This window comes from Vibrio sp. YT-19(2023), assembly GCF_033337395.1.
Genome location: NZ_JAWOQN010000026.1, coordinates 53210 through 67293 on the forward strand (window position 1 = coordinate 53210; position 14084 = coordinate 67293).

Genomic DNA, 14084 nt, shown 5'->3' on the forward strand with positions numbered 1-14084 from the left:
GACTACCTCGTTATTAGTTCTTGACTCGTATTTCTTGTTGGTCTACTCATGCCCGTAGGCATGGATAATAGTTTAGATCTGATTCTGGCTTCTGCTATGCCGATAGCATTCGTCATTCCAGTATGAACTGAGTATTTTTTAAGTCAGTTCAACATGATAAATCGGACGTAGCCTATACGCAGAAAAAGGTCGCTAATCTTACTTGAAGCTGTGATTTAGGTCACGCCGAAACCGCACCAAGCAGAAACTTTTTTTCCCAAACTCTAAATGCAATCAAATTGTAAAATACTCATGCCAATTATTAAGTTGTAGAACGTAAATATTACGTATACTTCTAATGAAGGGCGTTTAAAACCATTGCATATGATTTAAGCGCGTTAGTACACGATTAGGATCAACACGGGTTTGCAGTAAGTTGTCTTGCTACTCGGTTGCACACTAGCCGACATCAGCCCGACAACCTCTATTGCAAGCAATCAGAGTTAGGTCACTTCACACCTATTTGGAAACGACCTAACAACTCGCATGCAGAGCCGTACTACGGCAAGGAGACGCTATGGGCGATACCGATCGGAAACTGTTTGTACTCGATACCAACATTCTTCTTCATGAACCCTTTGCCATCTTCTCTTTCCAAGAACACGATGTCGTTATCCCCATGACCGTGTTGGAAGAACTCGACCGAATCAAAGACAGTAAGCGCGACGTTGCAAGAGATGCGCGCGTGGCTATTCGCACCTTGGAAGATTTGTTTAAAGAAGCAACGCCAGATGAAATCTCTGAAGGCATTCCTGTTTCTAAAGACAACCCCGACCAGGGTACTATTTCCATTTTGGCGGATTTTGAACTGCAGGAAACCGTCAAAGCCTTCGCCGACAAAGCCGGTGACAACCGTATTCTCAACGCGGTGCTTTATCTGCAAAATAAACGTGCACCACGTGAAGTGGTACTGATCACGAAAGACATCAACATGCGTCTGCGAGCCAAAGGGGCTGGTGTACGCTTTGTTGAGGACTATAGAACCGACCAACTGATTGACGACATTCAATACCTAACCAAAGGCTTTCAATTACGTGAAGGTGATTTCTGGAGCGGTATTGAGGAAGTAGAAAGCTATGCGCTGGGCGGAAAAACTTACCACAAACTCAGTCGCGAACCCTTCGACCCAACCTTTATCAACCAGTACGTTATTGATGAAGACAGTGACTTTGCTGGTCGCGTAGAAACCATCAATGAAGACAAGCTAACGCTTCTCGACCTGAGCCGCGAACGTCTAATGCATCGTAAGGCTTGGGACATCACACCTAAAAATATCTACCAGGGAATGGCGTTAGATGCCTTACTCGATCCAGAAATTGACTTGGTGATTCTAACGGGTGCGGCGGGTAGTGGTAAGACATTACTGGCAATGGCAGCAGCATTGGAGCAAACCATTGAAAAAAGCATGTTCGATAAAATTATCGTAACACGTAACACGCCAGATATCGGTGAATCCATCGGCTTCTTACCCGGCTCCGAAGAGGAGAAAATGATGCCGTGGTTAGCGGCGGTGACCGATACCTTGGAAGCACTACATAAACACGATCACTGCACTGAAGGCTCATTGAAGTACATCTGCGATAAAGCCAACATTCAATTTAAATCGATCAACTTTATGCGTGGCCGTTCGATTCAAAATGCGTTTGTACTGCTTGATGAGTGTCAAAACCTCACTGCATCACAAATCAAAACCATCATTACTCGCTGTGGTGAAGGAACCAAAATCGTCTGCTCCGGTAACTTGGCGCAGATTGACTCTCATTACCTCACCCCAGTAACATCAGGATTGACGTACATGGTTGAGCGCTTCAAGAACTTTGAAGGCAGCGCAAATATTCACCTCAACGGCGTGGTTCGTAGCCGCTTGGCGGAATTTGCTGAAGAAAACCTGTAATTGACACCGACTCACAAAGCAAAAGAGCGCTCTAATGAGCGCTCTTTTTATAACGATTCAACTGAGTTACTCAGTGCCACCCACTGTCAGTGAGTCCAGTTTCAAGGTCGGCTGACCAACACCAACTGGCACACTTTGACCTGCTTTACCACATACGCCAACGCCCTTGTCGATACTTAGGTCATTACCGACCATAGAGACTTGCTGCATTGCTTCGATACCTGATCCAATCAACGTCGCACCTTTAACAGGGCGCGTAATTTTACCGTTTTCAATCAAGTATGCTTCGGATGCAGAGAACACAAACTTACCCGAAGTAATGTCCACCTGACCGCCACCAAAGTTTGGCGCATACAACCCTTTCTCGACCGTCGAGATTATTTCTTCTGGCGTATGTTCACCTGGTAGCATGTAGGTGTTGGTCATACGCGGCATTGGTAAATGTGCATAAGACTCACGACGACCGTTACCTGTTGGGTTCACACCCATTAACCGCGCGTTTAGCTTGTCTTGCATGTAACCTTTCAGCACACCATTTTCGATAAGCGTGTTGTACTGGCCGTTTACCCCTTCATCATCCACATTCAGTGAACCACGAAGGTCTTTTAACGTGCCATCATCGACGATGGTACACAGCGAAGACGTCACTTGTTGACCCATTTTGCCAGAGAAAACTGAAGATTCCTTCCGGTTAAAATCACCTTCTAGGCCATGACCTACCGCTTCGTGTAGCAACACGCCAGGCCAGCCAGAACCCAATACCACTGGCATCATGCCAGCTGGTGCTGCTTCTGCTTCAAGGTTGATTAACGCCATGCGAATCGCTTCGTCTGCGTAATGAAAAGCTTGTTTCACACCATTGCTTTCCGTTAAAAAGAAATCGTAACCGAAACGGCCGCCGCCCCCCGCGCTACCGCGTTCACGTCGTTCACCTTTTTGTGCGAGCACGCTAATAGACAAACGCACCAAAGGACGAATATCGCCTGCATAAGTACCGTCTGTTGCCGCAACAAGCATCTGCTCATGCACACCGCTGATGCTGATCGAGACTTCTTTAATCAATGGTTCTTTAGTGCGGATGTAAGCATCTAGAGATTTGAGCAATTCTGTTTTTTGCTGCTTTTCCCATTCAGCTAGTGGATTCACAGCGGCGTAGTACGCTTGGTTTTCGGTGCGTTTAAACGCTTGGACTTTACCATTCTGCCCTTGCTGAGCAATACCGCGCGCCGCCATTGCACTCTGCTTCAGGCCTTCAGGCTGGATTTGATCAGAGTAGGCAAAGCCGGTTTTCTCGCCAGTTACTGCACGGACACCAACACCACAATCAATGTTAAAAGAGCCATCTTTGATGATGCTGTCTTCTAGAACCAGAGACTCATGCCAGCTGGACTGAAAGTAAATGTCCGCATAATCGATCTGGCGCGTCGCAATGCTGGCAAGCGTGTCAGCAATGTCTTGTTCTGTCAGACCATTTGGGGCAAGGAGTGCCTGTTCTATTTGGTTTGTGCTCATAGTTAGCTCTTTTATTTCCGTCTCAATTCATTTTGAAAGCGACTGTGTTGAGTCAGCGGCATATTCTGCCTTACTTGTTGGCTTTGTGACAAATCTATCTCAGTCACCAATAAACCTACTTCATCCTGAAGCTGTTTATGGATACGTCCCCAAGGGTCAACGACCATTGAGTGTCCCCATGTTTTTCGTCCACATGGATGCGTTCCAGTTTGTCCGCTTGCCAAAATCCAACATTGTGTCTCAATCGCTCTAGCTCGCAATAATACTTCCCAGTGAGCTTGCCCCGTCACAGCGGTAAACGCAGCGGGCACCACAATGATATCCGCCCCTTCTTGACGTAATACTTTATAAAGTTCTGGGAAACGTAAATCATAACAAATGCTCAATCCAACACTGCCGATATCAGTTTCCGCAACGACTATTTGATTACCCGCCATAAACGTATCCGACTCACGATAACTACCATAACCATCGGCTACGTCGACATCAAACATATGCAGTTTGTCATAGTGAGCAATGCATTTACCGTGCGGCGGCAATACAAGTGTTGTTGTCGTGACACCTTTTGCGGTTTGAATGGGCATGCTTCCGACAATCAGTGTTAACTGGTTCTTTCTTGCGATTTCACAGAGCCGCTGTTGAATCATGCCACTGCCAAGTGGCTCTGCATGTTGATGATAAGCTTCGCGACTGGCAAATAGCACTGTATTTTCAGGAGTAAGGACAAGTTTGGCACCTTGCTTGCTCGCTAAAGCACACTGTTTTTCGATGAAGTCCAAATTCGCGTTAATATCCGGACCAGAAGTCATTTGAATAATGCCAACACGTTCCATGTGTTTCCTCCCTATTCCATTATATTCGGTGAGTTATTTGGCCTGTTCACGCAGTTTTTCTGGCAGCTTATATTCACCTTTACTTCGCGAAATTTCTTTCACCGTTGGTGAATCTAGTGGGCCTTTCACTTCATAATTGACTTGAGTGAAGACCTCAACCACCGGAGATATCACCGTAGAGATGGCCAAGACATACAAAGCAGTTTGAGGCGCAACGGCAAACGCAGTCAGCATTGGTAAGCCTGATGTGATGTCTGGTGTGAATTTCACTTCCGCATCAACCATTCTGCTGTTCATATTAGCGATACCGCGGATTTGCATTTCCCCTGCTAACGCATCCATTACGATATCATTGGTGATAAACACACCGTCTTGGATTTTGCCCGTTCCCGTGATCGAGTTGAATGCCATGCCTTTATCGAATACATCGGTAAAGTCGAGCTGCATCTTACGGATGATAGAATCCAAGCTGAACAACCCTAACAAGCGTGCCGCACCACTAACTTCACTGATCACGCCTTTACCAAATTCCGTTGAGACGTTTCCTTGCAAGGTTTGTGTCTTCATTGACCAAGGTGCGCCGTCCCATTCCATATTGGCATTGATCTCAAATGGTGCTTGTTGAATGCCTGATGTAATACCAAAGCGCTCCATAAGATCGGTGTTGTTATCACCTTTCATTTTCATGGTTAAGTTGGAATGGCTACTCTCTTTCGTCAGGTCCCACCAACCACTCATATCAATGCGGTTTTTGCCGCTACTAAAGGTGATATTTTTCCACTCCAAGCGGTTCTCGCGACGCTGCAAATCAACATTCACTTTGCCCACTTTGTAGCCTTGCAGCCAAAAATCATCAATGTTCAAAGTTAAGTTTGGCATCTCTGCGTGAAACTTGCGGTCAAAATTGGTAATCAAAGGTGCGTTTTGATCTTCACTCGCAAAGATTGAACTGCGCTCTTTGGTCATCTCTTCAAACCCTGGGATGTACAGATGCAAGTGCTCTAAAGAGACCGATAGATCATAGGGTTTCAGATAGTTAGCTTTCCCTTTAACCTCTTGACTGTCCACATCGAGTTGCCAACTCAAATTTTTCTTGCTTGCTGAAAAATCCACATCATGAAACTCAATCCCACCGAGCCGTAAGTTTGGCGTTTCAACTTCAATGCGTGTCGGCAATGGAATGGTCGGCGTTTTCATGCTTGCCAAAACAGACGATGAAGGCTTGCTCTCAGAGACCTGCGCAAGCTCCGCCCATTGGTCTAAATTCAGTTCTTCGACACGCACCGAAGCATCGTGCCCGACAATAGGACTAATCCGGAAGCCACCTTTGCCAACCATTAAATGAGTCGCAGTCAGAACCGGGACATCGCCAGCGATATCTATCTCAGTTTGATACTTCACATTTGGGATCTGTAGTCTTGCTGAAATACTCTCTTGGTTGCCGGATGCTTGCAGTTTCGCTTGTCCAGACTCGCCAATTTGTTTCGCTAAAGGATAAGGATATTGACTAGCCAGACGATTTAGCTGCGCCAGCACTTCAAGCTGATAAGTGAAACCAACATCATTGAGTTGCAAGTCAATGTCCATTTGCCACGGCGCATGGCCAGAAACAAGGTTTAACCAACGCTCACCGACATAGGGTTTGAGAGGCTCGACATCCCAATCTCCTAATGTATTAATTGTCACGTTGTAGCCTTGCTCCGCACTCTCTCCATGGAAATCAAGAGAGATAGGCTGTTGTAATAATTCGGCCGACAAACCCGATGTGGTAACCACATCATTGTCGAAGGTGATACGCCCTGTGGCGTTTTCAAGCGTCATTGGCGGCGCTTCAATATCAACACGATTTTCTGTTAAATCTGCATAACCCCAAGCGCGAGACTCTTTCTCAAAATCAAACGGTATATTGAGTTGAAACTCAGAGTAAACGGGACCACTCACTTGCAGCGCAGTCAATGCGGCACCGACTGAATCCACTAATGGCGTCGCCATCATGTAGTCACGGACTTCATTACCCGGCGCGCTTGCTTTCGCTTCAATCTCGATGTGTCCACCTTCTGCCAACTCAGGGATTCGCCCAGTGATACGCTTAGCATGAACGCCATTTAGTGTGGCTGATTTTGAATCCAAATACATGGCATCATTTTCAAACAGCAAGTCTAGCTGCAAATCCGTGATGGTTGGCCATGCCGTATCAAAGCTAAATTTCGCGTCTTTTAATCCAACCCAAGCTTGGAACATGCCATTATGTTCTTTGTAAGGAAAATCACCTAACTCGCCATACCACAACAATTTCGCTGTACTCACTTTTCCGCCCTGAATCGCGGTCGAAAGATAGTCGGTCAAGTCTTGTCCAAGTGCCAGAGTCGGTAGATAGCGCCATGTTTCACCCGCGTTGTAGAGATCCGCTTCGGCATAGAACGATAAAAATGGGCTTTGTTCTTTTGGAAAATCAAGACGGAATGCCCCCAAGACTTGAAGATCAGGCGTTGCTGCCGTCACTTTATCCGCCCACAAACGCCAACCCGCATCATCTTGCTGCCAGATAATATCGACTTCACCTTGTTTGATATTCAGCGGAGCTTGGAATACATCGCCGTACGGAAAGACATCATCAATGACGGTGACTTTTGCTTTAGCTTGATTCACATCCCCCGATACGCTGCCCTTTACGTGATGAAACCCGGGTAGGAGCTCCCATTGTGTCATCGCGAGTTCATCCAGTTCAGCCGAGTAGCGTAAGGTGTCTAAACCACCGTTCATTGACAATCGGACATCTTCGACCCGACCTTTCGGTGCTAGTTTGTTAATAAGGTCACTGGTCGACTCTGACTCTGGAGCCAGCTTAATGAGCGGAATGAGTGCTTCAATGTCGAGTTGAGAGAGATTAAGCATCCAGCCGTTTGGTTGCCAATCAAACGCGACGTCTAGCTCTGGCCAAGGGGTATTATCGGTTCTGATCTGAAGTGAGTGGCCATTTACTTTCCAGCCTTGTTTATCTGGTCGAAGATTGAAAATTCCAGACTCAATAAACAGCTCATGATGTCCATCTTCATTCCACACCAACTCGGAAGGCAGCAATTCAACATAAGCATCATGCGGTTGGCTATGTTTGAGCGTTAGCCAAGTATTTAAGCTGACTTTACCCGACTCTGCTCCTGACTCTTCTTGCATGTAAGTGGTCAGCCAAGGTGTGACCGAGACATCTTGAGCACTCACGTAAAACTCACCAGATACATCGCGCAACGAGCCATGATCTTTAAAGTTAGCGCTTACTAACAACGAGTTCAGGCGAACATCGGCAATGCTAACCGTGCCTTCGGCTACGTGACGTTTCCCTTGATTGCTCCAACGAAGGTGCTCAATATCTAAACGGCGAGTTTCACCAGACACCGACTTATACCAAATCCGTGAATCGCTAATAGTGAAGTCTTCGAACTGACGTAAAAGAAGTGAGTCGAGTTGGTCAATGAGTTTCACTTCGCTCTTATCCACTTCAGGCTTCGATTCTTGACGATGAGAAGTCGGCAGAATGTCTACCGTGTGAATGTCTAAAGCGAGGTTATGAATGGTAAGGTCTGCAACTACAGGTTTAAGTTGAAAAAGAGATTGAATAAGGTCGAACTCAATTTGGACTTCTTCAACAGCGAAGCGTGCATCTTGCACGTTTGGTAGATTTGCCTCTAAACCCAGTAACGCAATTGAGGGATGATTATTGCGCCACGTCCCTGCGACATTGGCAATAGAAACGTCAAAACCTGTGCCTTGTTTGACCCAGGTTTTGATCTCATCTTGGAAATGGTTAAGTTGCGGCAGTGTGACGCGAAGCGTGGTTACTAATATGGCTAATAACACCAATACAGTAACTAAACTCCACGCACAAAAACGCCCAAAACGGTTAACACCAGAATTCACAAATGTTCCAAATTACATCATTACGACGTCAAACTGTTCCTGAATGTACAGGGGTTCAGCCTGAACTCGCACTTGCTTGCCAATAAATACTTCGAGCTCAGCCAGCGCATGAGACTCATCGCCCAATAGCGCTTCAGCAACAAACGGCGATGCGTACACGACAAAATTATCGGCGTCGTAAGCACGGTTCACACGAGTAATCTCGCGTAATATCTCAAAGCATACGGTTTCGACCGTTTTCACGCTGCCACGGCCTTCACAAGTAGGACAGCCAGAACACAAGATATGTTCAATACTTTCTCGTGTGCGCTTACGCGTCATTTCAACTAAGCCAAGCTGGGTAAAGCCGTTGATGTTGGTTTTTACTCGGTCTTTCGCCAGCGCCGTTTCCAGTGAGGTAAGTACTCGCTGACGATGCTCTTCGGATGCCATATCGATAAAATCAATAATGATGATACCGCCAAGGTTACGTAAACGTAGCTGACGCGCAATAGCTTGCGTTGCCTCTATATTGGTATTGAAGATAGTCTCTTCGAGATTACGACGACCAACAAATGCACCCGTGTTGATATCGATGGTGGTCATGGCTTCGGTTTGATCGATGATCAAATAGCCGCCCGATTTTAGCTCGACCTTGCGCTCTAAAGAACGCTGAATTTCGTTTTCAGTGTCGTACATGTCAAAGATTGGCTTGTCACCTTCGTAAAGCTCAAGCTTATCTGTTAACTCCGGTACATACTCAGAAGTGAATTCTTTCAGGTTTTCATATTCAAGGCGGGAGTCGACCATGATCTTATCGAGCTCTGTGCCAACAAAGTCACGCAGAATGCGTTGAGCTAAGCCGAGTTCACCGTAAAGTGTTGAACGCGTTTTGTATTTTGAGCGACGCTCCATGACTTTTAGCCACAAACGCTTTAGAAATGCCGCATCTTGAGAGAGCTCTTTTTCATCAGCGCCTTCTGCCGCGGTACGAATGATAAAACCACCGTGCTCATCGCAGTAATGGTTCACCACCTTTTTCAAACGCTCACGTTCTTTCTCACTTTCAATACGCTGCGAAACACCGACATGGCTGGCCCCCGGCATAAAAACAAGATAACGCGAAGGTAAGGTGATATCCGTCGTTAAACGCGCACCTTTCGTGCCGAGCGGATCTTTGACCACTTGCACAACAATGTCTTGTCCCTGGCGTACCAGTTCAGAGATATCACGGACTTGAAACTGCTGTTTTTCGTTTTCTGCCACACATTCGGTATGAGGAACAATATCTGACGCATGTAAAAACGCCGCTTTATCTAAACCAATGTCGACGAAAGCCGCCTGCATACCTGGTAACACTCGGCTTACTTTGCCTTTGTATATATTGCCCACAATACCGCGACGCGATTCGCGCTCGATATGTATTTCTTGTAGTACTCCACCTTCAATCATGGCCACACGAGTTTCACTCGGGGTCACGTTAAGCAGCAATTCTGCACTCATGTGCACACCTCAAAACAATTATAAAAATTCTTGAATTAGCTGATCGGTTTCGAACAAAGGTAAGCCTACTACAGCGTGATAACTGCCTTCGATTCGGGTGACAAATCGTCCTCCGAGTCCCTGAATACCATAACTTCCAGCTTTATCGCATGGCTCTCCTGACTGCCAATATTGTTCGATTTCTTCGTGAGTCAGTGGTTTGAACCACACGTCAGTGGTAACGACCACTGAATGTTGTTGTTCCGATGATACAACGCTCACCGCAGTCATCACTTGATGACGACGACCCGATAAGTCAGTAAGCATACGCTTTGAATCTTCAAAACTTTTTGGTTTTTCTAGCACACGGTCATCGCATACTACGACCGTATCAGAGCCCAATACAACGGAATCAGGCTTAGCCAACGCTAAGCCTGCCTGAGCTTTTTCCAAAGAAAGACGCAACACGTAATCTCGTGCTTGCTCATGAGCCTGTTTGGCTTCCTCAATATCAGGCAATACGATCTCAAAATCATAACCCAGTTGAGCAAGCAGCTCTTTTCTTCTCGGAGAACCCGATGCGAGAACGAGAGATAAGCTTTTCTTCACCGCTTTACCTTACGTGCCATGCACGACGAACTCGTCGCATTAATAAAAACATCCATGGCCAAAGTATACAGTTTATTGCCGCCGTCCACAGAGATAATGGATTAAATACTACGTCCTGGTTCAAATATTCCCCACAGAATATCAAAACTTCCAACAACGCAGTAAAAAAGGCAATTAAAATCGACTGTTGCCACAATGCCATGTTGCGAATCAATAGGAAATTCAGCGCCACAAGGTAGATAACGATCGACATCATCATGCCACGAATTCCAAGCGTTGAGCCGATCAAGATATCCCACAATAAGCCCAACACTAGCGCAGTTCCGACGTTCACTCGGTGCGGTAGTGCCAACACCCAATAACACGTAACAAGGAACAACCATGACGGACGTAACACATCTAACACACCTGGCCATGGAATGGTTTGCAGTACCAGCGCAACGAAGAAACTGACGCCAATCACCATTCGGCTGCTCAATACATTATTGGCCATCGGTTACCTCTTGTTCTTGCTCTAACCCTTCATCTACATTGGACCGCAGTACTTTGTGTTGGCGGTCTTCATTCGGCCAAATCAGCAGTAGGTAGCGTAAGCGATCAAACTCCACAACCGGCTCAGCCTTGATTGAAGCGAACTCTTGACGCGTATCGTGATCCACATTGGTAACCGTCGCGACTGGATATCCCTCAGGGTAAATGCCACCTAAACCGGATGTCACCAATAAATCACCAACCTGAATATCTGTGCTGGTTGGAATGTGCTCTAGTTGGATTTCATCCATTTCACCATTGCCCGATGCGATCACTCGGATATCATTGCGGATCACCTGGACAGGAATTGCATTTTTCGCGTCCGTTAGCAGAAGAACACGTGCGTTGTGCGCTGCGACAAACGTGACCTGACCAACAATGCCTTTCTCGTTGATAACAGGCTGACCAACGTAAACACCATCAATACGGCCTTTATCGATCACCACTTGATGACGATAAGGTGAAGTATCCACCGCCATTACTTCTGTCACGACTTTCTTTTCATCACGGACAAATGAAGATCCTAACAACTTACGTAAGCGTTGGTTTTCTTCTTTATACTGGTCGAGCAAGATAAGCTCGCTTTTCAGACGTAGCACTTCTCGCTTTAAGCTGCGATTGCCTTCAACCAATGCCTGATGAGAATTAAAACGTTCAAATACGCCATCGAACATACTACGAGGTAAATTCGCTGCGTACTGAATCGGTGCAACCATACTGTTTAGTAGGTATCGAACGTTGGAAAACGTATCTAGACGACTATCGGCCAGCATTAAGCTCGCCGACACGATGACAGCAAAAAACAGACGTAATTGCAGAGACGGACCTCTGCCGAAAATCGGTTTCATCTTGTTTTTGACCTGATTGCTTCCATGATTATTGAGCCTTACTTGGCAACCTAAAAATACTTAACTAAATACTTTTAGGTATGGAGCATGTTTGAATTACAGAGAGAGCAGAAATGAAGGTGAAGCCCGACATGAGCTTCACCTAAACCTTTATTCTTCAGAGAACAGATCGCCACCGTGCATGTCGATCATTTCTAGTGCTTTACCGCCACCACGCGCAACACACGTTAGTGGATCTTCCGCGATAACCACAGGAATACCAGTTTCTTCCATTAGTAGACGGTCTAGGTCTTTAAGTAGTGCACCACCACCGGTTAGTACCATACCGTTTTCAGAAATGTCTGAAGCAAGCTCTGGTGGACACTGTTCTAGTGCAACCATGACTGCTGATACGATGCCAGATAGCGGCTCTTGAAGCGCTTCTAGGATCTCGTTTGAGTTCAAGCTAAAGCTGCGTGGCACACCCTCTGCAAGGTTACGACCGCGAACTTCAATCTCTTGAACTTCATCACCAGGGTAAGCAGAACCGATTTCGTGTTTGATCTTTTCAGCCGTTGCTTCACCAATCAAGCTGCCGTAGTTACGACGTACGTAGTTGATCACAGCTTCATCAAAGCGGTCACCACCGATACGTACAGACGATGAGTAAACCACACCGTTTAGAGAGATAACGGCAACTTCAGTTGTACCACCACCGATATCGACCACCATTGAACCTGTCGGCTCAGATACGCGTAAACCAGCACCAATTGCCGCCGCCATTGGCTCGTCGATTAGGTAAACTTCACGCGCACCAGCACCAAGTGCTGATTCACGAATTGCGCGACGCTCAACTTGGGTAGAACCACAAGGAACACAAACAAGAACACGTGGGCTTGGCTTTAGGATGCTGTTATCGTGCACTTGCTTGATAAAGTGCTGAAGCATTTTTTCGGTTACATAGAAATCAGCAATTACGCCGTCTTTCATTGGGCGGATAGCGGAAATGTTGCCAGGTGTACGACCAAGCATCTGTTTTGCTGCGTGACCGACTGCAGCAACGCTTTTTGCAGAACCTACACGATCTTGACGAATAGCAACTACAGAAGGTTCATCAAGGACAATTCCTTGCCCTTTTACGTAAATTAGAGTGTTGGCTGTACCTAAATCGATAGATAGATCGTTAGAAAACATGCCACGAAGTTTCTTAAACATACTCTTCGCTCATCCTGCAAAAATATAGAAGACAAAAATTGCTCTAAATGTACCAATGCCTCGCTGTCACAGCAAGGTATTGGTACACAAACATGAGCAGAAAGCCTCAATTTCTTGCAGTTTCCTAACTTAAGGGCAAAAACCTAAGTTGTTACTGTCCGGTTAACCCTGGCTCACCACGGTAAATCACACGGTCATTACCACGATGAATACCAAAGGTTACTACGGATGATGGGTTTTCTTCGGAGCCATCATTGTCCCAATCATATTTGAGCCAAGGGAGGTTGTTAGAACCGCCTTCAAGCTGCAACCAAAGTCGAGATTGTTGACGTCCCACAGGGTTACATGTATTCGGATCTTGCCGAGCCGATAGCTCTCGCGTCGCACCATCTGTAACCGTGTCATTTCCTTCTAGCAAAATCGAACAATCGCTTTTGTCATCAGGCCAAATTGTCTCTGGATTTCCATCAAGCACTGAATAAATAACCGTTCCGTCATCATCTATATTTTGCACAAAGCGCTTACGATTATTATCCCAATACTCGACACGTAGTGGGATATATAGAGTCGTACCCTGATTACCACCGATATCATCTAGGTCAACGCGACCGAAACGTATGTCGGGTTGCTCAGAAAGAACTGGATCACCATATACCGCTATTGGGTCCGGCTCTATCGCTACACCAACTTTGATATCACTCGCCATTGTTCTGCTACCATATAGATTATATGGTCCATCTTCGTAACCTACAGCAGCGATTTTTTTCATCCAACATAAGCCTTCTATCGCATTACATTTACCACTTAATGGGGGAGTCAGTGTGAAGCGTTGAATACTTCCCAAAGCGTCTACCCAAGAAGGTGTTAAATTACCCTGAGCATTAAACCGATTCAACGAATCACTCAACTCAAAAGATGCTACATGTTCTTTGTTGAAGTATTTATAATTTTCTACTGATTTTGGAGCATCCCCACCAGTCAATACCTCTACTTCGTACCACATAGAATCAAAGTTTTGATTCATATAGTTAAAGCTTTGACTTCCTGCATAGTCCCAATGTTGCCCACGCAACTTGTAGAACTTCGGATAGAAACGCCCGAGAGTAATGGTCGCTGGTTGAATCAAGAATGAGCTCTTACTAAGGTAGAGAGACGTATTTTCAACATTACCTGATCCGCACCAGCAGTTTTGGACACCGAGTTAAGTGAGTACAATCACTAACGAGGTGAAGCATGACAAGCAAGAAA

At 46.0% G+C, this 14084-nt stretch carries 9 protein-coding genes and 1 pseudogene; 1 reads left to right on the forward strand and 9 read right to left on the reverse strand.

All coding sequences use genetic code 11. The annotated features are described in order from the left end of the window. The first annotated feature begins 556 nt into the window (after window positions 1–556). Window positions 557–1933, forward strand: a complete 1377-nt coding sequence (locus R7E78_RS17980) for a PhoH family protein (RefSeq protein WP_005381133.1) — start codon at window positions 557–559, stop codon at window positions 1931–1933. Between the two features lie 66 nt (window positions 1934–1999). On the opposite strand, the gene tldD is transcribed toward R7E78_RS17980, so the two are convergent. From tldD to R7E78_RS18025, 9 genes and pseudogenes are all read right to left on the reverse strand, one after another. Beyond that, window positions 2000–3445 carry a metalloprotease TldD gene (gene tldD, locus R7E78_RS17985; RefSeq protein WP_005381134.1) on the reverse strand — a complete coding sequence of 482 codons (1446 nt, stop codon included), beginning with the start codon at window positions 3443–3445 and terminating at the stop codon, window positions 2000–2002. Window positions 3446–3456: 11 nt separating this feature from the next. Then, window positions 3457–4278, reverse strand: coding sequence for a carbon-nitrogen hydrolase family protein (locus R7E78_RS17990; RefSeq protein WP_104979749.1), 822 nt, complete (start codon window positions 4276–4278; stop codon window positions 3457–3459). A 33-nt stretch (window positions 4279–4311) separates the two neighbouring features. After that, the gene (locus R7E78_RS17995) at window positions 4312–8193 is read right to left on the reverse strand and encodes a YhdP family protein (RefSeq protein ID WP_262640653.1); all 3882 of its coding nucleotides are present in this window, start codon (window positions 8191–8193) and stop codon (window positions 4312–4314) included. Window positions 8194–8205: 12 nt separating this feature from the next. Next, window positions 8206–9675 (reverse strand): ribonuclease G, encoded by a 1470-nt coding sequence (gene rng, locus R7E78_RS18000; RefSeq protein WP_005381138.1) that lies wholly within the window; start codon window positions 9673–9675, stop codon window positions 8206–8208. Window positions 9676–9693: 18 nt separating this feature from the next. Then, window positions 9694–10263 (reverse strand): Maf family protein, encoded by a 570-nt coding sequence (locus tag R7E78_RS18005; protein ID WP_005381139.1) that lies wholly within the window; start codon window positions 10261–10263, stop codon window positions 9694–9696. A 4-nt stretch (window positions 10264–10267) separates the two neighbouring features. Next, complete coding sequence (mreD, locus tag R7E78_RS18010) at window positions 10268–10756, reverse strand: rod shape-determining protein MreD (protein ID WP_005381141.1); 489 nt, start codon at window positions 10754–10756, stop codon at window positions 10268–10270. Further along, window positions 10746–11642 carry a rod shape-determining protein MreC gene (gene mreC / locus R7E78_RS18015; RefSeq protein WP_005381142.1) on the reverse strand — a complete coding sequence of 299 codons (897 nt, stop codon included), beginning with the start codon at window positions 11640–11642 and terminating at the stop codon, window positions 10746–10748. The genes mreD and mreC overlap by 11 nt, the downstream gene beginning before the upstream one ends. A gap of 150 nt (window positions 11643–11792) precedes the next feature. Beyond that, window positions 11793–12836: a rod shape-determining protein gene (locus tag R7E78_RS18020; RefSeq protein ID WP_005381144.1), complete on the reverse strand. Its 1044-nt coding sequence runs from the start codon at window positions 12834–12836 to the stop codon at window positions 11793–11795. A 151-nt stretch (window positions 12837–12987) separates the two neighbouring features. Continuing rightward, window positions 12988–13980: pseudogene (locus R7E78_RS18025) on the reverse strand (DUF6701 domain-containing protein); the annotation flags it as partial. Window positions 13981–14084: the final 104 nt, after the last annotated feature.